Origin of the sequence: Haladaptatus sp. SPP-AMP-3 (assembly GCF_049568665.1) — an archaeon.
GTDB classification, from domain to species: Archaea; Halobacteriota; Halobacteria; order Halobacteriales; family Haladaptataceae; genus Haladaptatus; species Haladaptatus paucihalophilus.
The window spans coordinates 2,377,569-2,400,584 of sequence record NZ_CP145897.1 but is presented as its reverse complement, the minus strand read 5'-3'; the positions used below and the strand labels follow the sequence as shown (position 1 = coordinate 2,400,584).

13 protein-coding genes and 1 pseudogene are annotated in these 23,016 nt (G+C 53.5%); 9 read left to right on the top strand and 5 right to left on the bottom strand.

Annotated features, from left to right (window positions below):
• Positions 1-21 precede the first annotated feature (21 nt).
• The 4 genes from V5735_RS13140 to V5735_RS13125 all read left to right on the top strand — a co-directional run bounded on the left by V5735_RS13140 (position 22) and on the right by V5735_RS13125 (position 6,343).
• Positions 22-1,080 carry a hypothetical protein gene (locus tag V5735_RS13140; protein WP_423743931.1) on the top strand — a complete coding sequence of 353 codons (1,059 nt, stop codon included), beginning with the start codon at positions 22-24 and terminating at the stop codon, positions 1,078-1,080.
• Positions 1,070-4,093 carry a TraM recognition domain-containing protein gene (locus V5735_RS13135; RefSeq protein WP_423746031.1) on the top strand — a complete coding sequence of 1,008 codons (3,024 nt, stop codon included), beginning with the start codon at positions 1,070-1,072 and terminating at the stop codon, positions 4,091-4,093. Before V5735_RS13140 ends, V5735_RS13135 begins: the two co-directional genes overlap by 11 nt.
• Positions 4,094-4,460: 367 nt before the next feature.
• On the top strand, positions 4,461-5,714 hold the full coding sequence (locus V5735_RS13130; RefSeq protein ID WP_423746030.1) for a hypothetical protein: 1,254 nt from the start codon (positions 4,461-4,463) through the stop codon (positions 5,712-5,714).
• A gap of 101 nt (positions 5,715-5,815) precedes the next feature.
• Positions 5,816-6,343, top strand: coding sequence for a DUF7342 family protein (locus V5735_RS13125; protein WP_423743930.1), 528 nt, complete (start codon positions 5,816-5,818; stop codon positions 6,341-6,343).
• An 820-nt stretch (positions 6,344-7,163) separates the two neighbouring features.
• On the opposite strand, the gene V5735_RS13120 is transcribed toward V5735_RS13125, so the two are convergent.
• Entirely contained in the window at positions 7,164-7,688 is a 525-nt protein-coding gene (locus tag V5735_RS13120; RefSeq protein ID WP_423743929.1) for a hypothetical protein, read from the bottom strand.
• Between the two features lie 393 nt (positions 7,689-8,081).
• On the opposite strand from V5735_RS13120, the gene V5735_RS13115 reads away from it, so the two are divergent.
• The 3 genes from V5735_RS13115 to V5735_RS13105 all read left to right on the top strand — a co-directional run bounded on the left by V5735_RS13115 (position 8,082) and on the right by V5735_RS13105 (position 10,978).
• A complete protein-coding gene (locus V5735_RS13115; RefSeq protein ID WP_423743928.1) occupies positions 8,082-8,738 on the top strand; it encodes a site-specific integrase in 657 nt (218 codons plus the stop codon).
• Between the two features lie 454 nt (positions 8,739-9,192).
• Positions 9,193-10,056 (top strand): DNA-binding protein, encoded by an 864-nt coding sequence (locus tag V5735_RS13110; protein ID WP_423743927.1) that lies wholly within the window; start codon positions 9,193-9,195, stop codon positions 10,054-10,056.
• Between the two features lie 421 nt (positions 10,057-10,477).
• Positions 10,478-10,978: an XF1762 family protein gene (locus tag V5735_RS13105; protein ID WP_423743926.1), complete on the top strand. Its 501-nt coding sequence runs from the start codon at positions 10,478-10,480 to the stop codon at positions 10,976-10,978.
• 31 nt (positions 10,979-11,009) lie between these two features.
• Here the strand turns inward: V5735_RS13105 and V5735_RS13100 are convergent.
• Positions 11,010-11,332 (bottom strand): annotated as a pseudogene (locus tag V5735_RS13100) (IS5/IS1182 family transposase); the annotation flags it as partial.
• Between the two features lie 65 nt (positions 11,333-11,397).
• On the opposite strand from V5735_RS13100, the gene V5735_RS13095 reads away from it, so the two are divergent.
• Positions 11,398-13,047, top strand: coding sequence for an McrB family protein (locus V5735_RS13095; RefSeq protein ID WP_423743925.1), 1,650 nt, complete (start codon positions 11,398-11,400; stop codon positions 13,045-13,047).
• Positions 13,028-14,416 (top strand): hypothetical protein, encoded by a 1,389-nt coding sequence (locus tag V5735_RS13090; RefSeq protein ID WP_423743924.1) that lies wholly within the window; start codon positions 13,028-13,030, stop codon positions 14,414-14,416. The genes V5735_RS13095 and V5735_RS13090 overlap by 20 nt, the downstream gene beginning before the upstream one ends.
• A gap of 141 nt (positions 14,417-14,557) precedes the next feature.
• Here V5735_RS13090 and V5735_RS13085 read toward each other — a convergent pair whose 3' ends face one another.
• Genes V5735_RS13085 through V5735_RS13075 form a run of 3 tightly spaced genes read right to left on the bottom strand, consistent with a single transcriptional unit; the run spans position 14,558 to position 22,841 of the window.
• Positions 14,558-19,981 carry a DEAD/DEAH box helicase gene (locus V5735_RS13085; RefSeq protein ID WP_423743923.1) on the bottom strand — a complete coding sequence of 1,808 codons (5,424 nt, stop codon included), beginning with the start codon at positions 19,979-19,981 and terminating at the stop codon, positions 14,558-14,560.
• Complete coding sequence (locus tag V5735_RS13080) at positions 19,978-21,051, bottom strand: hypothetical protein (protein ID WP_423743922.1); 1,074 nt, start codon at positions 21,049-21,051, stop codon at positions 19,978-19,980. Before V5735_RS13080 ends, V5735_RS13085 begins: the two co-directional genes overlap by 4 nt.
• Positions 21,048-22,841 (bottom strand): hypothetical protein, encoded by a 1,794-nt coding sequence (locus tag V5735_RS13075; RefSeq protein WP_423743921.1) that lies wholly within the window; start codon positions 22,839-22,841, stop codon positions 21,048-21,050. The genes V5735_RS13080 and V5735_RS13075 overlap by 4 nt, the downstream gene beginning before the upstream one ends.
• Positions 22,842-23,016: the final 175 nt, after the last annotated feature.

Here is a 23,016-nt window from a genome sequence, read left to right as displayed (position 1 = left end):
AACGCCGCAACCGCCGAACCCATGATACGGGTTCGGCCATTCATCGACACTGATGGGATTGCGGCTGGACCACGGTTTCTCCGTGGACTCCACACCACGCCTGCCGGAACGTTCCGGCGTGGCGGTCCGCCGGTATATGCCGCCGAGATCTGGTTCGCGGATGGAAAACTCCAGTTCTATCTCCGCGCTTCCGACCAACAGGATGCAATCGCGCTCGTCAACGCACACTACCCGAACAGTGAGACGCAAACAGTCGATGGCGCTAACTTCCTTGACGTCACTTCCGGAGCACATATCGCTGCCTGCCATCTCGAACTCCGGCAGGATGCTGCATTCCCACTCAAGCATCTCGAATCCCGACCGACGTTTGACGATGACCCGTATCGGACGCTCCTGTCACGACTCATCGGGGGCGACGACGAAACGGCCATTCTCCAGATCGTGTTCATGCCAGTGAGTCAGACGTGGGCGAGACGCGGACTCGTGGGTCGACTTGGGCATGGCGACGTTACCCGTCTAGCACAGACACGCCGTGAAGGACGGGTCAAAGGGTATCTTCAGCCCGAAGTCGTGCAGTCGAAACGAGATACGCGTGCTGCCGACGACATCGTGGCTCAGTTGGGGTTTCCAGCGTTCGCGACTACCATCCGCGTCGTCACAATTGCACCCGACGGTTCGACGGCGAAACACCGGCTCAGACGCATCGCCGACGCTGTCAGTGTCTTCGATCACAATCACACCAATCAGGGATTAGAACCCAGATACGTCGTCGAATCTCACCTTCCTGCCGTTCTCGAGGCCGCTGGGATGCGCGTTCTCACTGCGGAAAGCCGACTCAAACGCACACTCTGGGGGCGGACGAACGTCCTGACGGTGAACGAACTCGCTGGGCTCGTGCATTTCCCGAACGAGGAAATCGAGAATTCAGCTGTCGACTGGTCACGAAGGGCTGCGGGGGTCGGTGTTCCTGCCGACGTTGAGGCGTTTTCGACATCACCTAGTGAGAAACACCGATTCGGTGACCACGGACGACCCGGCCACGACGAACCTGACGGAAACAAGGGGCACGATGGTGTTTGATCGATTCTTCGACGACGCACAGACGGTAGGAGGGCAATCCGATCCCGAGGAGGAATCTCGGAGTGAAACACGTACTGACCCGACATCGACACGCGATTCCGACTCTCCCCCTCACTCACGACTCGGAGAACCGTACGATATCACTGCTGAAAATAGCGTCTCTGTCGACGGGAAGCCGGTTCTCACGGAAACAGTAAGTGAAGGCACTGTCGCGGGAGCACGCGTCCGTGACATGTTCGAATCGGGTGGCGAGTCATCACGTGCGCCGCTCTGGGTCGGGTACGACGAGGACACCCATCGTGGATTCCGCGAAGCACCACTCCGCTTCGACTCGCTCTTTCGGCACATCTGGATTACGGGCACGACCGGCTACGGGAAAACGACGGAACTGCTCAACATGATGGTGCAGTGGGCGTACGCTGGCTACGGCTTCGTCTACGTTGACCCCAAGGCTCGTGACTCTCGTGAACTACTGCGGAAGCTTCCCGAGCATCGCCTCGATGACGTGGTCTGGATCGAACCCGGTGCCGCAAACCATGACAAGGCTGTCGGGCTGAACTTCCTCGAACTCCCCGACTGCGCCACCACGACGGAACGTGAAAACGAGATCGAGAATCGCATCGAGAATCTCAAGGCGATCTTCGATACAGACGAGTACTGGGGCGTGAACATGGAGTCGATCACCGAATCAATGGGGCGGGCGATGATGCAGTCCGAAAAGCCGTTCTCGGTGATCGATATGTACTTCACGCTGTTGAACGCCAAGCGACGCGAAGAATTCGCGCGTGACGTCGATGATCCGTACGTGCGAGAGTTCTGTCTCGAAATCGCACGGATGGACGACGAGACGGTTCGCCCACTGCTCAAGCGAATCAAATCGTGGGTCGAGAACGCAGTCATCCGGCGGATCATCGCCCATCGCGAGAGTACGATCGACTTCCGCGACATCATCAATAACGACCGCATCGTCATCGTCTCCACACCAGTCGAGAACACGGATATCAAGAAAATGGTCACGCTCGGCGTGATGCGGAATCTCTGGAGCGCCATCCAGCACCGATCCTATGAACAGAAGAATGAGCCAGACCCGTACTTCGTGCTCTGTGACGAGTTCGACACCATCGCGAGCGAGAACTTGGATATCGAATCGATGCTCGCCCGTGCTCGGTCGATGCGCCTCTCCGTGACTCTCGCATCGCAGTATCCCTCGCAACTCGATGAGGATACGCGTAAGGCGATGTTGAACAACTGCGACAACCTCATCGCATTCTCGGTGAACGACGTCGACGATGCTCAGCTATTGATGAAACGGTTTCGGGGCTACAATGCTGAAGACCTCATCTCTACCGATCAGTATCAGGCCTGGACAAAACTGCCACTTGATGGAGGACAGTACTCCGAACCAGTCTTGCTTCGATCGTTCCCGCCATATCCACCGCTGCGGTCGGCGGACACAGTTGACGACATTATCGAACAGAGTTTGAGCCGATACGGCATTGAGCGGCTGACCGATGATGAAATACTCCGGAACCTCCTCTACAGCGATTCCAACGACGCGGCCAACCCGGAGAAACTCTTGGCCGAAACGATGGCCGAGGCGATTCGTGCGGTACAACTCCGGGAGGGTGTGCGTGCTACCAATGGCTGGGTGGACGCCCCTGCCGTTGACGAAGAACTCGTCCATCGTCTCGAACACACTGATCACGAGCAACCCGACATCGACTACGACCCACTGAATTTCCCGGACATACGCGATACATCGCGGTTGATCGAAGTCGATATTGACCTCCAGGACGACGCCGTCGTAACCCGTCTATCCGAGGGCGGTGAGAAAGTAGTACGTCCAGAGACGGGCACTGTACGCTCTGCTGGGGGAACAGGCCACGATGCGTTACTTAGTGATACCGAACGAGTACTCACCGAGCATGGATTCAGCGTCAGTATCGTCGAGCAGGATGGGAGTGAACAACCCGACGGCACTGCCACACACCCAGAGTACGATACCGCATTCACTATCGAAGCCGAGACGACGACACCGGAGCGCCCTGCGAAAGTCCTCAAGAATCTCGCCCGTGCTCACGAAGGAGATCAAATCCCCATCTTCGTTGTTCGCCCCGGTGATTCAGCGACGCAATGGGCGACCCGCATCGAGAATATCTGCTCACCACCGGTGCAAGAGTTGGCAGACGGCACTGAGCAATTCTACAACTGCGACGAGATTGTGATGTTCGGTGGCGGGGCGACGAGTCGTGGTGGCGTAACTGCCGTTCGGCCACGAACAACCGACTCGAACCGAACAGTCTGGACACGCGAGGACGATGAACGCGTGCTCTCGGATGGTGAGACGGAGTTCGCTCGCGTTCCTGATCAGGAGTCACTCTCGAAAGATAGCATCCCGGCCTACTACAGTTACGACCGTGAGACTGGCCAGTACACAGTGCATGAACCGGGAACAACTTCTGTTTACGACTCCAAAGACAGCTTCGAGGCGGAGTGGGTTCCGATCAAGCGGCCATTCGTTCCTAACATCGAACTATCCGGCGCAGAGGTTTCGCGTGAACGCTACATCATACTGATTCTCCCCGAGGGTGGTACACCAACACTCTACCAACATGGGCAATCGTATCCGCTGGCTGAATGCGTTGAAAGTGCCGACCTCTGGCCTACTGTCGACAGCCCTGACAACCTGTCTGAGACTTACTCAACAGCTGATCAGACAGATGTAGATGAGCCACTGGAAATCGGTCCGAATGGCGACGCCATCGGAGCATTCACTGCGATGTACGTCAGGCAAGCCGATGACGCACGAGTACCGAAAGACGAGGTATTCCAAGCGTACGCCAACTGGGTCGACCAGCAGGATATCGACGGGACGACCAAAGGCTGGTTCACACGGAAGTTGGGGGCCGTGATTGAGTTCGATACCGAGCGACGTCGAGTAGACGGCGACCGTGTGCAATTCTACACCGGTCTTACCCTGACAGAAGCGGGGCGAACACTCCTCAACCAATGAGAGACATCAGAAACATGAGGTACTGTCGAAGGCCTACATCAGGCCGTATTGCTCACCGTTGCTTCGGTCGGACCATTCGCCGGTATTCGAATCTTTCGCGGTTACTAACGACCATTTCCACTCCCTGTCCACGCAGGCTGTCCAATCAGAGAAATCGGCGAACGTTGGTGTCCATGCAAAATCGCACAACGAGAGGACTGTCCACGCAGAACAGTCCATCAAAACCAACTAGTATAGATTGGGCTGCATCCGCAGAAGGATTGAGTGGACAGCGGGTAGGCCGCGGGCTTGAGAACCGAGCGTTATATTCGAATATTGATATAGATCGTCGAGTAGGGCGAGTTGTTCAGATCCGGAGGAATCCATGATGGATTCTGCACAGACAATCGACGACACAGTGATTCCGGATGACTTGCGACAGCGCGACCAGTGGGTGTGCTGGAAGAAAAAACACCGTGACGGAAAAGCAACGAAGATACCGGTAACACCAGAAACAGGAGTGTTTGCATCATCGACAGACGCAGACACATGGACCGACTTCGAGACGGCACTCGACTACGTCACAACAGGTGCTGCCGATGGTATCGGGTTCGTGTTCGCCGAAGATGATCCAATCGTCGGCGTGGATCTCGATGACTGCCGCAATCCCGAGTCGGGTGACGTCGACGACACAGCACTGGATATCATCGAACGATTGGATTCCTATACCGAGGTGTCGCCGTCCGGAACGGGCTATCACGTGCTTATCAAAGGCGAACTACCAGAAGGGCGTAATCGACGAGGAAACATCGAACTGTATGATAAAGCTCGCTTTTTCACCGTAACTGGCGACCATGTCGAGGAGACACCCACGCGGGTTGCACGACGTCAAGATGCTCTCGTGGCGATCCATCGTGAATACGTGCAAGATATCGACTCGGTGGATGATGCCGACCATAGCAGAGAGATAAACAACGGGGACGATGTCGGAGTTGCTGTTGATGTCGATCTCGAGAACGACGAATTACTGCAGAAAGCGAAAAATGCCTCGAACGGTGCAAAGTTCGAGCGCCTTTGGAATGGGAACACAGCCGGTTACGACAGTCAGTCGGAAGCCGACATGGCACTGTGTTGTCTACTTGCGTTCTGGACGGGTGGCGACGCAACGTGGATGGATCAATTGTTCCGGCAGTCCGGCTTGCTTCGTGAGAAGTGGGATGAAATCCACTACGCAGACGGCTCGACGTACGGTGAGAAAACTATCGAACGAGCGATTGCAACTACATCTGAGTTCTACGACCCAGATACAGGGGACGAGTCTTCAGTGACTACCGATGCTCCGGTCACCTCTGGTTTCGAAACCACCCGTGATGAATCCACTCGGAATCAAGCATATCTCACCGAGAAGAATCGGCTGTTGACCGACCGTATCATCGAACTCGAAGCAGAACTCGAAGCGAAAGACGATCGCATTGAAACGCTCGAAGCAGAACTAGAATTCTTGGAATCAGAACACGCCGATGGACAGTCACCCCCGGCAACCACCACTCAAACAGCGCCCTCTTCCATCTCAGAAACTAATCCGCCTCCCAAGTCGATCTGGGAGCGGACAAAGACCCTCCTCGGAGACAACACTGAGTGACAGACAGGCCTGTTCCTCTCGATTTTTGGCGGATAGACTATTTAGCGCACATATGAGTTCTCAGAGGAAGATATATGCGCTTGGGCATCTAAAAGACAGTTATGACTGAGGATAGGATACCTGCGTCCGGATCGCGTAAGCAGTGGCAGGCCGATCGAACGACATTCCAGCGGGTCTATGACGTCCTCGTCGGGACATCCGATCCAGCGTCGGCACAGCAATTCGCTGAGTGGGCTGACTGCTCTGAGAACGGTGCGCGGCAAGCACTCGAGCAACTGACGGAGATGGGAATCGCCGAGCGAAGCGACACGCGACCAGCAACCTACCAGCGTAACCCCTCGTACTTCCGTTGGAAGCGCGTGGAACAACTGGCTCGTGAACACAGTCCGAACGATCTTCGTGCCCGAATCGATGACCTCATTGAGGACGATCAGGCTTTCCAAGCGGAGTACGGTGTTCCCGACCCAGACGCTGTGGCAACTTCTGACGATGCGATTGAGGATCATGACTCGTTGCACGAGCGCTGGAATGACCTCACCGAGTGGCGAACGATTCGGCGCGATATCATCGTCCTCAAACAGGCGGTTCAGCGAGCCGAGTCCACGACTGATGATCGAGCGCAGGCCTAACCGTGACAGGGCGACCTGAAGGTCCAAGCGGGCCACTCGATATTCCAACACTCACCGTTCTTGCACAGCGGGCAGCCACGCATCCACTGATCAGTGGCTGGGAGTTCCGTCCAGATTCGATCACGCCGCGCGTACTCGAACTCCAAGTAGACTCGGAGCAGTATCCAGCGGCGGTTGATGACGTTCGCGTTGATATTCGGTGGTTCGAAGGTGAGAACTACTCAGTCCATTACCTCGAGATATCCGCAGACGAGACGTGGCAATGCCGATGGGATCGCCACCCAAAACCAAATGCACCGAAAGAACACTTCCATCCACCACCGACTGCGGAAGATACCGTTGAGCCATCGCCACTCGATGCCGATCACCATCTGGGCGTTCTCTTTGCTGTCCTTGATTGGATTGGCGACCGAGTCCAAGAACACCACGGCGTATGACCGACTACCGGCGCTACAATGTAATCACTTACTCTCGTTCCCGCTTGTCGCCCACCGTCCTAACGGAGTCAATGGCAACATCTGCTAACCGACCGGAAAGCAGATCGCCGAGTTGTGATTCTGACTCGTCGCTCTCATCAGCTATCTCTTCTTCCCAACTTGGTACTCCCACTTGGCTACCCATGGCCGGTAGGTGCAGACGCGCCGCTAAATCATTTCCTCCGTCTCTGTCTCCGCGACAGATAGATGATATGAACAACCACGGGGTCAAGCCTCGAGGCACGTATCTTGTAGCGTTTATTTGTGAGTGGAACGAGAAGTCTGGATACTTCAGTTCTACCTTCTGTTCCCACCGTTAGTGACATAACCGTTCTCGTGGCAATCTACTCGTCGGGCTGGTGCTTCCCTAGGAACGACTGGAGGATGGTCGCGAGACTGCCGAAGAGGGTTCCAAGGATAAACGCAAAGCTACTGCCTGGGAGGTTTCCGGTGAAGCTGAGGATGCCGGAAACGACGATAACGACGCCGAAGGCGAGCGCCCCGATTATGATGACACTTCGTTGGAACGCGAATTCTGCTTCGTCGCGCTGTCGGCTAATCTGTTGCATCTCGCGCCACTCCTGAAGGGCAACCGTGAGTACCTCAGTGAGGCTCTCGCCCTGTGCGAGTTCGTTGAGCGCGGTCGCAGCGGGCGGCTGGTCGGAAGCGGGCTTGTTCTCTTGCTCGATGCGGTCGACCGTTTCTTGGTTGCTGTCGACATCGTCAACGCTGTCGAAGAGGGGTTCGTACTCCGAGGTGTCGCCTCCGGTATCTTTGCTGTTCGACTTTAAGGATTCGGGGGCGTCGTCGGATGTGTTCTCGTCTTTTGTCTGTTTGTCATGTCCGTTCTTTCGAGAGGAATCTGACATGATCAGAGTCATGGGGCGGGTGGGGTTTGAATTCTTCGTACGACATTACGAAGGATGGAAACGCTGAGCTCCTTCCACCAAACCTTATTGTGTAAAATATCCTGTCATAGGAATACTCTGGTAGTGATAGATTTCGTCGGGTACGCTGAATGCATCCCCTGCATTCAGCACGGTGCTCTTGACAAATGAGGTCCATATTCTAAACAGCAGACTACATCGCTGTTTGCATCTACCGAAGCGCAATACAGCGAGATTTCGAAAGCGAAGGTGTTAGACTACTGTCCGGGAATCCCCCATTCGCACCCATACGAACTCCTACATCACCCCTCGATCCACTCCACACGAACCATCCTTTAAGTACTGTTGTCCTGTATTCTAGAATAACGGACACCCATGCGACTCGACTCCTACCCAACCCGCGACGACGGCATGCGCGTCTGGCTCAGTGCTGACGAGATGGACCAACTCATCGACGAAGCCGACGGCCCCCAGCAAAAAATCGCGTTCCTCCTCGGTGGACGCTGTGGCCTCCGACGAAGTGAGATCACCCAGGTCTGTCCGAAAGACTTCGTCACCGGGCCCACTGGAAAGCACGTCCGTATCTGGGAGGACTACGCCAAGCGTGACCACTATCGCGAACCGCCCGTTCCCGACACCCTGTACAGTATCGTCGAGACGTATGCGTGGGATCGCGACGACGACGCTCCCATAGTCGACGTCCCCGACAAGTACGTCTACCGCTGGATTCGGCGTGCAGCCGACCGCCTCCAGGAAGAGACCGGTGATGAAGGATGGCAGTTCGTTGGCCCGCATGACCTTCGACGGACGTGGGGAACTCATTTGCTCGAACAGGGTGTTCTGCCGAGTGTCGTGATGGCGTTCGGTGGCTGGGACGACTGGGACACATTCCGGCGGCATTACCTGGGTGAGTTCTCACCCGAAGCTATCCGCCGTGAGTGCGCGAAAATCGACTTCCTCGGTGGCGAACCAGAAACAGAGCGACCGCAGTTCGGGACGATGCCTCAGACTCGGACGCAGTACGGTCAGTGAGCAGTGGAGTTGTTCTCCAGACATCAGACTAGTTGTTTACCGGGTATTCGTTGACGGTACGCCCGCTCGCCGTCCGTTTCGGTCGGGCCGTCGTTCGTTCCCTTCCGGAACGCCAGCGGGTTAGTCGGTCGGTTCCTGCGCGCCGTCGGTGCTCGGAACTTCCCTCACTGCCTCACGGCGGTGCCGTTCGGCTAGCCCGCGGTCGGCAAGCGACCGCGCATCGCTCGGCGACAAGACTAACTCCGCTGGCCACTCGGCCCGACCGGGACGGCGCGCGTTCTCGTCTGTGTCCTTTCGATAGCACGCGCTCGCTTCGCGCCCAGGGGACGCTCGCGAAGGCGCAAGCGAGCGCGTGCAGGAGTCGGATGAGTTGTACGGTATAGAGATGGGACTCGTGTAGGAGCGAGTGTCGAAAAAGACGCGGTAGGAGACGCGCCTTCGGAGTTGTAGTCCAATGAGTACTAAACGCACGATTGGTCAAATAGTTTCGGTCGAAGAATTGGAAATTGAACACGGAGATGAAGAGCGGTTTGAGGGCGTCGAAAATGACCCTGAGCTGCGGCCGTCGGTCGAGCAGACAATCCAAGGGAAGGTCGATACGAATCATCCGGATGGAGTTGGACGTGGACTGACGTTGGCGGCAGAAGAGCGATTGGTAGCCCGTGAACTGGAAATCAAACGAACGCGTGAACGGTATGATCGGTCGCAGGGATCAGATCGGGAAGCACAATGTCGAACAGCGGCAGAACGAGTGAGCGTCAAGCGACGTCGTGAATTCCAGAAACGAGCAGCGAGTGTAGACCCGTGGTGTGACCCGGATAGGCGAGATCCACGTGAGGAGTTGGTGCAAGAGCAGTTGGCGGCAGTGAATCAACAATCGATGCGGTTGGAAGAGAAGCTCAATGGGTGGTCAAGAGCAGCAATCAGTCGGCGGTTAGCCGAGCGGGTCGTAGACGGGACAAGTCTCATGAGCGCGGTCGTCGGGGTGTACGAAGAGTTGCGGATGGCACCGGGGCAGGTAATTCCAATTGCAGATGTGCAAGACGTGAATCGCAAAGAGGTGAGCATCCAAGGACGTGTTAAGACCCTGTGGGAGTCTACACATCCGAAAATCCAACAAGTTGGTTTGCTTGAGGACGATACGGGGACAATCAAATTCACGGTGTGGCGAGCTTCACGAAAAACGATGGTTCGTGAGGGTGAAACCGTGGAGTTGGAATCTGTCGCGAAAAATTGGTACGAGGGTCGTGTTTCGGTAGCGGTGACTGGGTGGAGTGCTATTCACGTCCCAGAGCGTGGTCGGTGGTGGAAAGCGTAGCCAGCTAAAACGGCTTTTTTTGTTGTGTGCCGAGCCGACCCAGACCCCACCGCCCCCCCTCCGCTCCGTGCTCGCGTCGCTGCGCGCGCAGCCACGACCTAAAGACGACGACCCGTTAGAAGGCCAAACAACCGAGCCAGTACGTGAAGAGGAGCGACATTGGAGTGAGCGCAGGGCAAAGTTCAACACACTAACCGATGGTGAAGAAGTCGATTATGCAGGTGGGATGGAAAACTTCAGATAGGGTTCCAGGAGTAATACTTCCTGAGTTGCTGGTGTCCCAGAACTGGCAGGGATCCACGATTCTGATAAAAGATCACACCAGTAGGCATTTTCAGAATATCTGTATGTCAAAGTCGCCTCCGTTAGATTCTATTTTCGCGCCCGAATGAGCGGGGCGCACATTGTCCCCTGAAGAAAAATGGATAATCAAAAGTTGTTCCCTGATTCGGTATCAAACCTTCAACTAACAAGAGAGCGAAGCAGAACTGAAATAAACGATTTTTTAGAGTCAGATGAAGTGAATCACAAACTAGGAGGTATTCCAGGGTGGAAAGCTGCCTTTGGAGCACGATATAAATCTAATCTAATCGCTGTCTGTGTTCTTGGACGGCCTGTTGCCAGAATGGTGGATGCAGACGAAGAGATCTCAATTACGAGATATGCATCTCGACCTGAGAGGCCGTCAAATGCTGGTTCCTGGCTTATCGCTCGAGCTCGCAATTGGGCGTTTTTGGAAGGATATCAACGAATTTCTGCTCACGCTGGAGTAGCGGGCAATGAAGGAACGATCTATGCAGCCGCTGGATTCGAACTAGTCCGCGAAGAGAAAGCACAAGGTGATAGCTGGCAGTCGCGCGAAGGACGTTCAGCAGTTGATGACTTTATCCGTCGAAAATGGATTTACAATTTACGTGACTAAGGAGAGTCGTTCAAGAGTACTAACCGAGAAGATTCCCACGGTCGAAGAACGTTAAATCGATAGCGGCGTGACCAATTGCATCATGGATCTGTGCCGACAGGCGCAGCAACACTCGCCTGGTCTTCATACTCAATCTATCAAACGTTTGTTTGACTAACGTGGAGTGATCTGGAATATTATCCTCGTTGAGGCCAGTTTTCCCTAGAATATGTGTCATCTTGCTCAGCAAACCGAGGTTATCTCGATAGGATTCATCGGGTAAACCCGCAAACAGTGCGGGAACAAGACTGCGTAATCATTTAACCCGCCACCCTCTTCGAGGGCGGCGAATTCACCTCGGCCTCCGACAGCAATTTAATCAACCGAACTTCTGCCAGACCCTCAATTGATATATGTCGGCTACACAAACATCAACTCTAATGGCCATCCATCAGTTTGTATGTGACACCAACACACAACAGGAGTGTCTGGCAAAACAACTGTTTGGTGAGAAAGATATGCGAGAGACTCCGGTTGAAGACGGCGACACACTCATTCTCTGTAACTACCAACAAAACACCCAATACGGTCCCTTCGAAGCCACTACCGACCAGCAACAGAACATAGACTCTACAGCCTGGAATGGCCGCTTTACATCGCAAGTCCGCGTCACCTGGGGCGATATTTATCAACTTAAAAACACTGGCTCCCCACTTAACGTTCCCTCCTCAAATAATCCAATCACCAACAACCAAGAAGCAACAATCATCGACGCGTTTCGAACTACCGGAACACCTGTCACGATTACATCTGATGGGACCATTACCCTGACTGAACAAAGCAGCGAAGATGCAACTACTACATTACCACTCGATGAACTGATTCCAACCCTAATTGCACAAGGAGAATGGGCTGTAGATGAGGTCGTGAATGCTCTTGAGACGGCCAGGGAGCCAGGCACAGTACTATTACGAACAATCACGGCGGGTGAACTCCGAACTGAACATTATCGGGAGTCGTTAGCGCATCTTCTTGCTGGGAAAAACATCGTCCTCTATGGCCCGCCAGGTAGTGGGAAAACCCGTGCCGCTACTCGCATCGGCGACGCACTCTGTCCCCATCTGGCGTTCGCCACTGCGAATGCTGAATGGACACACCACAATGTGGTCGGCGGCTACCAACCCGCAGGCGACACATTTGTTCCAACTCCCGGTGTACTCACTACTGCCGCTTCGCAATGTGAACAGTCGCTTCGAGATGACGCCCTCCCATCTTGGCTCGTCATCGACGAACTTAATCGTGCGAATCTCGATCAGGCATTCGGCGATGTATTCACAGCCCTTGACCTCGGGCATCGAATGGGGAATCCACTCACGTACGCGGGTGAGAACGGTAGCCAGTTGGTCCCGTTGGCATTTAGAATCATTGCCACGATGAATACTCAAGATCGGGCACAATTGTTCTCGCTTGGATACGCCTTTCGACGACGGTTTGCCTTTGTGAACGTACCATCGCTGTTCGCAGCGGAAGACACCCAAGAACCAATACCTCCATCGAGCCAGGTTGACCTCTCTCGGCATATCAAACAATCCAGAGAAGTCATCGAGACCGCTGTCCTTACGGATCTCAACTTGGACTCAAAAATCCCGAATGATTCCCCGTTTGTCCTACCCGTTATCGAGGCAATCCTGTCTCCTCAGTCTGCACTGAAGTCCGCAACAGGCGCCCTATCTACTCACGGCGGAACAGATTTCATCGATGTCATCCTCAGATTTGTGCAAGTGCTCTCTGACAAGAATATCGTTGATATTGGACAAGGATTGGTAATCGACGCAATTAAATTCATTATTATATATCGTGAATTGTTTCCCGACTCCGCGGATTGGACTCTGGTCGATACGGCCATGACAGCATACATTGTCCCACAACTGGATGCCTTCGGATCAGAACTCAGGCGTGCTACAACAGTCGCAAGCGATACTGATGCCGTTACTCGGTTCACAGATGCTCGCGATACAGCGTCGGCATTAGGATTCACACGGACAGCTAGCCTGATGGACGGCCTCCTAAATGGCCAAGAATTACTCTAAGATGCGGACCTACACAGAGAGAACACAGAGGAGGTTAGGTCAGAGCGATAGCGAATGGCAGGAACTCCGTCGGTTTCTTCAAAGGAATGTATCGAGATTCGAGCAGAGCCGGGAGATGTATGGCATCGAAGAGCCGAGGCCGGAGATCACCGACGAGTACCCGCCTCAGTTCAAGCCATGGGGATGGGTTGGACGGTATCCCGGCGATATCATTGTTCTGCCGGGAAAACTCTCGAAACCAGAGTACGAACAGTTACTTGCTGATGTCGCTGGCTGGCTTGAGATGGTGTCGGTTCCAACGGCGGCTGCAGTATTGCCGATCATCGCACGTAGAAGTATCGAACCGCAGGCGATGGTATTGGGGTATAGTCAGGCTCTCATCGATCTTACGGAAGCTGTTCTTGCGCACCGCCCACATATTGAGGTGAGTCGTGAGCCTACCACTGGTCCCGAGATGCAAGGTCGGTTGTTGGTTGAGCAGACAATCGCCGAGTGGGGATCCGGGAACAAGGAACTTGTTAGTGAGCAAACAGAATTCTCGGTGGAAACACTCCCGAATCTACTCGTTGTCCGCTTCCATCTCGCGCTTGCTGAAGCGCTCAACGAGGTACGAGTTGGCAGACTCTCGCTTGATACGCGCTTCGAGAACCATCGACAGTATCACCTCCAGTTTCTCGAAGAGGGGCTCCCTGCGGAGTTACTTGATACCGCAATCGGAACCGAGTTCGAAGACTCGTCGGTGCTCGCTGCGACTCAAGCTGCATGCTCCGGTGAGCTTGCTGAGATTGTCGATTTGTGGGAAGCCTTCCAGACTGATAGCGCGCTGTCGATTTCGTTCGATGAACAACTCACGCTCGGCGTTAAGCCTATCAGTAAGGTATATGAAGTATGGGTACTGCAGGTGCTTGTCAGTGAAATAGCATCGTTCTATGATGAACCCCCACGAGTCTCGGACAAATCAATCGAGACAATCGACTTTGGCCCCAGCGTTACCCTCCACTATGATAAGGCACACGAAGAGAAGAGTCAACATCTTGACATATTTGTTGATAATCCCGGACGTCCTGACTATGTGATTACTGTTGATGGGAGGATTACCTGGATTGGTGACGCAAAATTTCGGCCTCGGAGAAATATTAATCTGGAGGATTACCAGCGCTTGTTCAGTTATGCTGGCGATCTGTTCCCGAAGGGTGCCAATCGGTGTGTGAGTGTGTTCTACCCAGACAAAGCTACGACAGCCATGCGTTCAAGCGGAGGTCTCTTCGATGTGGAGCACATTGCTCTTCGACCTGCAGCACTCGAATCACAACGTGACGAAGTTGCCGCCCTCGTACGAGAGGCACTCAAATCGAGCGATAGTGAGTGACTCCATAATTCACTCACGAGGGACGGCGAAAGCCGGTGAGCATTGTTGGAATCTCTGCTACCAGTCACGCACCACTACCGCCAGCGATTGGAACCTACCCCGACGAGGTGGAAATCAAGAATTGAGGAACGTTGAGGTCGGTTACAGTTGATGATTGAGGAGGAACGTGATCCGAGGGAGTTCACTCGTCAACTCATAACTTGAGAAGTCATGGTCGATTGCTGCCCCGTCCCCTGATCGGTCGGTTCGGAGACACGATCGGATGTCAAAGGTGACTTCATTCGCAGGACTGCGCGCAGACCACGCTCCGTCTGGGTTCTGGACGACCTCATTCTTTTCGTCGAGTAGTTCGAGCGTGTCACGAATCTGGGTTGCCAACCATTCTCTGCGGTTGGCAGTCAAGGTCGGTGCATCTCCCGATTGCGCGTACGTAAGGAGATCGTGACCAAGATGCCGATTCAAGGAGTCATGCAAGTGGCGATTCTGGTAGACGTTCAGGCAGGCGTGGCACGACGAGTCGCAATCACAGTCAGCGAAAATTTCCTTCGCAGTATCGAGCGTCGCGTCAAACTCTTCCCAGACGCGGGCTGCGAACCCAGCTCCACCAGGGGTAGTATCGAACAGATACACTTCTAGATATCCCTCCGTGTCATCCTCGGTTGCATCGCGGGTCCGGAAGCCGCCTTCGAGTTCATCCGCATCGATCCCCAGCGTTCGCGAGGCGGCTAACACTAACCCTTCAGATAGTGATTGTGCCGCGCTTTCAAACCAGGGTGCTGCTGGTGCCCAGTTCATTGGCTCCCGGATTGGAATCCGGAATACCGTCAGGTCACTGCGGAAATCATGAGAAAACGAGGTCTGGATCGGCTCCCCGTGACATTTTGGAGTCCATTCTTGGATATCATCGTCGTCATCCATCGCCCACTCCGCTCGTTGATTCTTGGGGTACGGACGATTATGAGCACCTGACAGGTTCCCATCGCTATCGACAGCGCCACAGAGCCTGCAGACCTCGAAGCCTGCCTCGTCAGGCCCGAGGTTCGCAACTAGCAATTCCTCGTCGGAGAGATTCTGTAACTCACCGATACCAGTCTCCTTCGTTCGAATCACTCCCTCATCCGCATCACTATCTTCATGGACAGAGGACGTTGATGTAAGTGGATACTTTGGTGGTGTTGGGTAGATACGCTCTTCCTCCCATGTAGACTCATCATTGATGCCGTAGTCCGGGTCAACCTCAGGTGCGAATGCAGGTGGCGTGTATTTATGGACGGAATTCAAGCCCGTGCCACAAACATCGCATTCTTCACCCTGCATATTGCCGTTCGAAGAGTCATAGACGGTGTTGCATTCCGGGCAGATGTTAAGCCATTCCAACGAATCCCAGTTCTCTTGGACAGCCCTATTCACGGGGTTCGGAGCAAACTTGTAGAAGACACCATACGACGTGAACGTCTTCTTGTCCATCACGATGTCACGCCCCGGCACATATGTTGACAATGCAACCTTCGTGTCACGAGACGTATCATACACCGTGTTCACTTCCCCCTTCGACCGATCGTACTGCTGGACAACGAAGTCGCAGACATCGATTGGGAACGAGAAGTTCGGGAGAAGTGCCTGATCGAGAAGAGTTTCAAGCAGTTTTCGGTCCTCGTTTTCCTCGCTCTCCCAATCGGTCACCGATGCCAGTTCAGAAAGATCTTGCTCGAACTCCCGAGCAGTCTCTTCAATAAATGGTTGTCGCCAATCCCCACTGCGGCCCTCTCCAAGTTCGTCCGGGAGTAGCGCTCCCAATTGGTCGGTGATCCCAGAGTCAATTCCGATGACATTCTCGTTCAACCACTCTCGGAATCTCTCGAAAGATTGGTCTCCATCTTCCTCAAAGAATTCGCTGCAAGTCCCGAGTGATTCGAATACGCCTGATTCCCCGCCGAGATCCTCAGGTTCGAAGAACTCCGCAATCAGCGATGCATTGATATGTCGTTGTGCGATTTTCTCGTTGCCAGCATAGATTGTTGGGTCCGTCCCTTCTGCCCCGACCATCTTCTCTGGATGGTTGAAGTAGTGCGACTCATGAGGCGAATTGTCAGCGAAGGTGATGATGGTTGAGAGACCCGCGCCTCGGCGTCCTGCACGCCCGGCACGCTGTTCGTAATTCTCCGGTTGTGGTGGAACCGTTCGCATCGCCACTCCAGTAAGACTCCCGATGTCGATACCAACCTCCATCGTAGTGGTGCACGACAACACGTCAACGGGCTGCTCTACCTCGTTCTCACCAAGGAGAATATCTTGGAAGAGCAGTTCATACCGTTCCGTTTTCGAGAACGCGTCTGAACTGTCTTTCTTATTGAGTTGGGCCGTATGCTCCTCAGAGCGAAGCGTGAACGGCTCATTTTCACCATGCGCAACGTTACGCGGTGGGTCACGGAGGAAACTCTTCCGTGTTTCAAGCCGAAGATCCGACCCATCTACGGTCTCGAGATCCCCATGACATCCTTCTCGTGGACAGTTCCTCTCGAACGATGTCATCGTGTATTTGTTGCAGCCAGTGCATCGGTACCACTCTGAGTCCACAGCTAGTTCGAGCGTCACTGCAGAGGGATTAACGAAGAACCGGAATTCGTCATTTCGCTCGAATATCCGGGTTCCCCCAGGAGTCTTACGGAGGAGTTTCTTCACCTCATCCCAGTCCTCCTGATCGAGTCTATCGTCGACTGTATTCTTCAGATACTCCGGAATGATATCCGGTTTTTCGAGTCCTGCTTCTTCAGGACGCATTCTTCCGTATCGGAGGACATCATTCCGGTTCTGTATCGAAATGGACGGATCATACGCCCACTCGTTACAAGCGTTCCGGAGTATCTCGATAATTATTGTTTCGAGGAGTTCTTCATCGAGATCGCTTTTTCGCGTAATCGCTTCCAATACAGGGGGGGTGGGTGCAATATATGCGACGAGGGTCTCTGGGAGGGAGTAGAAATCATCGCCCAGGGCCTTCAGTAACATCGCATCGTATTGACGTGGTCGGCCTTGACCGCCGCCAGAGAGATCTTCCGAAATATATGGGCTATTGAGGAGTTCTTTAGGCGCATCCAGGTTATCGTCGTCCATTAAATCAGGAATCATGTCTTGAATTCGAGAGAATTTGGTTCGTGACCCAGGATACTTCTCACCCCCCTGCGTATAACGTTCATCATGATCGTCGAAATAAACGATATTGTTCTGATAACAGTAAATCACGAACGCGGCGAAGAACTTGTCCATCCCAGTTGACTCGGGTAAGAGATTGGCCATGATATCAGCGACTACCTCTCGGAAGGAGTCCTGTTCGACGTGTGCTTGAAGATCGCGCGCGAGGCGCGCTGCTTTCTGACGGCCATCAGAGAAACAGAGCACTTTCCGGCCCTCGTTGGGGTACTTCTTTTTATTCTCTTCCGGGGGCTGGAAGTCGAACATCGATCGGACGATGTTCGCAAACGGTTCCTCACCCTTTGTCTCCAAGTCGGAGACTTTGGTTTCACCGTTGTTCTTCCGTCGGTTCTGTTGTCCACATGCCGGACATGGGTTGAAACACCAGGGGTAGTCCTCATCCGGTGGTTCTTCGGTTGGCACCCAGACAGTGATATATGAACTTGTCTCCGGTGGTGACGGGAGGAGATGTCCAGTAGTCAGATTCAGATATTGCTTCTGGGTAATGTCAGCAAATGACCTACCTGTTGACCCTTCGGGACCGATATCATCTCGGGGTTCCTCCACGAGAAGATGCACCTCTTCGAGATCGCTGGCAGTGTCATTAGACGTCCAGAGGAACGTTCTGTTTTGCCGTTCATTGGGGTCTCGGAATACACGGAGATACGCCGCTCCGCAATCGCGGTGACTATACAGTTCGAACACCCGAGACTCACAGCAGTCACACTTGCGTTTCGGTGTCGTGTAGAGTTTCCCCAGTAGATATTCCTCATCGGTTTCGCGTCGTCCACTGCACTCTGGATTCGTGCAGATGTACTGTGACGGGAGTCCCTTCATTAACATATGGAGCCGTGTGGGGAGCAAGGACGACCCATCCGGACAGGTGGACTCGGTCGCAAGATAGAGAAGATTACCTGTTGCTTCGATTGCTAACTCTTCATTATCAGTCTTGAATGCTGCCGCCGCTAACTCATCTAGTTCGACAGTCTTCTCGCGGAGTTTGCTGTGGATGAACCGGAAGACAGGATCCGATTCAAGTTCCGCAGCGACGTATTTCTCAAGGTCTTGCTTCCCCTCATACGGATTCCAGTTACGCGTCGAGGCCAGATTCCGGATGGCAGATTCTTCGATGTCGTAATTGACACTCTCGAAGGCCTCAGCGGCGGTCGAATCCCCAGTATCGCCACCGGATAACCTCTCACGGGTGCCCTCGATAACCTCGAAGTCGTCCGGATTCGACGATGTGAGTTCTGCAGCGAACTCCGGGGCGATGGATTCGACGTCGCCACCCATCGTTGCGCTGGTCAGGATGAATCGGACGCGAGAACGGGGAATATCCAGTTTCTGTAACAGTCGATTCAACAGAAGAGAGACTTCTGCACCCTGCGCGCCATGATAGAGGTGGGCTTCGTCAAGAACGATGTTGAGTTGATTGTCCTCATCCTTCTCAAGCCATTGCCGTGTCTCCGCGAACATTGGCTGTTCGATTGGCCGGAGGAGCATGTACTCCAACATTGAGTAGTTCGTTACCAGGATATCCGGAACCCCCCCATAATCGTTGGGGCTATGCATTTCCTGGCGTGTGAAGAGTTCAGTGTCCCCTGGTTGAGTTCTGAACTGGTCAGATTGACTACATCCCTTGTTTCGGAATGCCTCCAAGTCCTTTGCAGGGATACGGCCCCGTTCAAGAAGATCGTTGTACAAGTCCGAATCCGTCTCTTGGAGCGACAGGAACCTATCGAAGATTGGCGCCAGTTCGCGATAATTCCGTTCTTCATCGTATTCTCCCGGATATGGGGTTCGCCCGGTATACATTCCGAACTGGACAGTGCGTCCCATCCTGCCTTCGAGGATATCGGCTGCTGTGTCGTTCCCGAAGAGGAGTCGCATCCGGGCAAGTTGATCTGCCACCAGTGCGTTCATCGGATAGAGGACCAAGGTCCGGATGCCGCGTTGATCCGTGGATTGATTGCGCTCTGCTTCGCGCGCGAGTTGGCCGAGTATCGAATAGAGGAAGATTTCGGTCTTCCCGGACCCAGTGCCAGTTGAGACGACTAGATCTTGATCATCCGCGAAGAACGCCTCTAGTGCTTTTGACTGGTGCTTGTATGGGGGATCGTAGATATCGAGGTTGTGCCCTTTGAGATCCTCGAAGAGGCGTTTGACGGACGTAGGAAGGTCGAGATCCCGGAAATGGTTCCCAGAAACGTATCGTGGGGAAGCCTCGACCCAGGGTTGGGTAGAAAGTTCGCCTTCCGCCATCAGCTTCCGGCGTTCTTTCAGGAGCCGTGGATGTTGGAGGTGATACGTTGATTCGATGTACTTTCGGTGATCCTCTTCAAGATCTTCGGAGACTTCTGTAATGGATTTCATGAATTGTCAATGATTGTAACTGGAAGTGTGTCGAACAGTGCTGCTGTGCTCTCCTTATCATCCGGTGTGATAACCCACCGCATATATCCTCCGGCTGGACTATATACCGCCCCGCTCGCCGCCATCCACCGGAAAATCGGGCGTGGCGGCTTGAAATCAGCCTTCACAACTAACCCCTCGTCGATATACTCGAAAATGACCTCATGTGTTGTGTCGTTGATATTATCCAAAATCAAGCACACATATTTCAGGTATCGCCTCGGTATCTGTGCGAACTCACTCCGTGGATTCTCCTCAACCGGTTTCCGTCGGAGCCAGTAGTTAGCAGCCCGGTTCTCGCCGAGGTCCTGGAATACCGAATAGAAGGTACCTGGCTTTCGAATATCGTTCTCCTCATCACCCCACTCAATCCCATACGGGGTGCACCGCTGGAACCCACGCCAGTGCACCTCAGGATGGATTGAATCGTCAAATGCGCCTTCGAAGAAGGTTTCGAGCCAGTCGAAATCGAACGACTGGCCTTCTTCGATATCCACGTACGCCTCTATCGGGATTGTCTTGATTCCTGATGCCTCTATCGCTTCTTTGCTGGTTTCGACCAAGTATCTACTCGTTCCCCGGAGTTCCACAGAAAAGGTCTCAGTGAACGACCGAGTTGGAAGTCCCGAAATGAGGACGGCCGTCGATTCGGTTGTCATCACAGCGCGCGTTGGGGCAGATGCATAGTAGCCTCCATCGAGTTCGATGATATCGCCAAGGAATTCAAGTGAAGGCTCCGGGCCTTCAGTGAGAACACGCCGGAACAGGTGAGTATCGATATCAGAGTCCCGGTCATCGGCGTCTCGCTCGAAATCAAGAACCGTCTGGAGTTTCCGCGTAACCCAGTTCCGTAACCGGAGGTTATGGACTGTTGGCCAGTCGTCATTTTGGTCCACGATATCGGCTATTGCTAGACGGATACCCTCGGCAACGAGAGCACGTCGAACAACCTCATCACTTAGATGGATACGTCCTTCGGAGACGCCTGTGAATGACGTGAGGAGTGACCTATGAGACGGTGGAGTGCTCATTCGCTGGGTTCCTCCTCTTGTTCGTCTTGAACTTCTTGTAGTGCATGTCGGACCTGTTTTTTCGTCCCGCCAGGAGTTTCGCGATGTGGTGTGCCTTTCGGAATGTTGTAGACCTCGCGTACTACTTTCCAGCGAGCCTTCTCTGGTAGCGGGTTCATATCGTGGAGGCGGTCTTTTACGACTTTGTCAGGGAGTTTCTGCCGATACATCGGTTCTGGATCATCCGGATCTGGACGTGATTCCGGGTCAGGTACTTCGGGTTCAGATTCGAATTCGATTGTCAGATCGTGTACACCATCTAATTTGAACTGAATACGTGTGCAGCCTTCATCGATTACGTCTTCTAGGAGTCCTGCGACTGTGGGAAGCGTTTGTTCTTGTCGACGGACAATCTGCTGGCCATCCTCAGAGCCGAATTCAGCCTTGAAATCAAACCGATATCCCTTCGGACACGTCATCTCAACTGACTCAACAAAGGTCTCAATTGAAGACGGAGACGGCACCGTCAATTTGGTCGGACCGGCAACCGAGTCAAGGACCGAGGGTTCTCCGGTTGTTCCTACAGTAAGGGTTACTCTGGAGTCATGCTCCCATGTTGGGTATTCGACATCATCTGTCGGTTCGAATTGGAAGAGCCGGTGCTCATCGGTGTTTGGTCGATGGACGGTTAGCTGAATTGGATCTAGACCCGGAAAGGAATCACTCCAGAATCGTACGACCCCTTCACCTAGGGCATCGAGTTGTTCGACCGTCCCTGCCTCACGAGGGACTGGAACTAGTTCGAATTTCGGGTCGGTGTCAGGTGCTGGTGTAATACCTATTAGGACCTCTTCGCCGGGCATGACTAGTTGTGGTGTTTCCGTATTGGGTGTGGCACGATCTGGGAGTACCAAATCCGCAGCGAACTGTTCATGCTGAATAGCACTCGATCCAAAATAATCGCTGAAGATGTCCTCATGTTCGTGGTAGTGGAAGCCAATCAGGTAATTGTTGCCAAGTTCGTAGACGTCGACCCCGTTCCGGTTATCGTTGGGATCCTCTGATTTGACGATTCCTATCCAATCTCCCTCAGCTGCTTTCGGTTGCCCGTTAATCCGAATTGCTTGAGTTTCATCGCCGATGAATACATCTCCTGGTTCGACGCCGTCAGCACGCCACTCGCCTTCGAGTCGCGAAAGCTCCGGATGGTCGTTAGTCCCTATACGGATGATGTACTCGTCTTTGTCGGTGTCAAGTTGGATGGTCGCATCAGTATGGTTGGGATGGAATTCCTGGAGGCTGAACGTCCCAGCGATGTTCTTCCCTTTGAGTGAGAGAGAATCGAGAAGCGTGTCCGGGTTAGTATCCTCTTTGAGATCGTCCCAACGCAGGACTGGGAGAATCCCTTCAAGTTCTGCAATAGTGCCGTAACGGATGCGGACTGCCACTTCGATTTGGTGTTGGTTGTGAGCGCGTTCTCGATTCGTGGTACGTTTTTCCTCGGTGAGTTTACGTATAGCTTCAGGCGTGCCAAGGCTGCAATTTCGCTCGTCTAGAACGCCAGGGTAGTGAGCAAAATAGTGTTCACGTTCGGGACCTTTCCTGGCTTGGAGGTGCCCCTTGCAGTCGATACACTGATAATATTCCCGTTTCCCGCTAATGGCGTCCTCAATGTGGACTTCATTCCCGTGTGGATCCAGTGCGAATGGAATCTTTGTCATCAGTTGTGTGAGTTGCTTTTCAAAATTGTTGATAGAGGGTTTACTGCTAGTGGCTATTTTGTCGACTATCTCACTAATGGTATGGTTCATATAACATTCTTTCCTATTGTTCCTTTACTATTTCGGAAGGAACCACCCAATCACAGATATTCAAACAGAATAAATTATTACTATAATTCATAATAGCCGTGAAGTAGCCACTGGAGGCACTGTATAATTAAGGAGTGAACAGGTCCAAGAAATAGTATTCTAAAGCTGTCAAACT

Excerpts from the sequence above, each read along its gene's own strand:
- V5735_RS13140 (WP_423743931.1), top strand. The coding sequence starts at position 22 with ATGATACGGGTTCGGCCATTCATCGACACTGATGGGATTGCGGCTGGA.
- V5735_RS13135 (WP_423746031.1), top strand. The coding sequence starts at position 1,070 with ATGGTGTTTGATCGATTCTTCGACGACGCACAGACGGTAGGAGGGCAA.
- V5735_RS13130 (WP_423746030.1), top strand. The coding sequence starts at position 4,461 with ATGGATTCTGCACAGACAATCGACGACACAGTGATTCCGGATGACTTG.
- V5735_RS13125 (WP_423743930.1), top strand. The coding sequence starts at position 5,816 with ATGACTGAGGATAGGATACCTGCGTCCGGATCGCGTAAGCAGTGGCAG.
- V5735_RS13120 (WP_423743929.1), bottom strand. The coding sequence starts at position 7,688 with ATGTCAGATTCCTCTCGAAAGAACGGACATGACAAACAGACAAAAGAC.
- V5735_RS13115 (WP_423743928.1), top strand. The coding sequence starts at position 8,082 with ATGCGACTCGACTCCTACCCAACCCGCGACGACGGCATGCGCGTCTGG.
- V5735_RS13110 (WP_423743927.1), top strand. The coding sequence starts at position 9,193 with ATGAGTACTAAACGCACGATTGGTCAAATAGTTTCGGTCGAAGAATTG.
- V5735_RS13105 (WP_423743926.1), top strand. The coding sequence starts at position 10,478 with ATGGATAATCAAAAGTTGTTCCCTGATTCGGTATCAAACCTTCAACTA.
- V5735_RS13095 (WP_423743925.1), top strand. The coding sequence starts at position 11,398 with ATGGCCATCCATCAGTTTGTATGTGACACCAACACACAACAGGAGTGT.
- V5735_RS13090 (WP_423743924.1), top strand. The coding sequence starts at position 13,028 with ATGGCCAAGAATTACTCTAAGATGCGGACCTACACAGAGAGAACACAG.
- V5735_RS13085 (WP_423743923.1), bottom strand. The coding sequence starts at position 19,981 with ATGAAATCCATTACAGAAGTCTCCGAAGATCTTGAAGAGGATCACCGA.
- V5735_RS13080 (WP_423743922.1), bottom strand. The coding sequence starts at position 21,051 with ATGAGCACTCCACCGTCTCATAGGTCACTCCTCACGTCATTCACAGGC.
- V5735_RS13075 (WP_423743921.1), bottom strand. The coding sequence starts at position 22,841 with ATGAACCATACCATTAGTGAGATAGTCGACAAAATAGCCACTAGCAGT.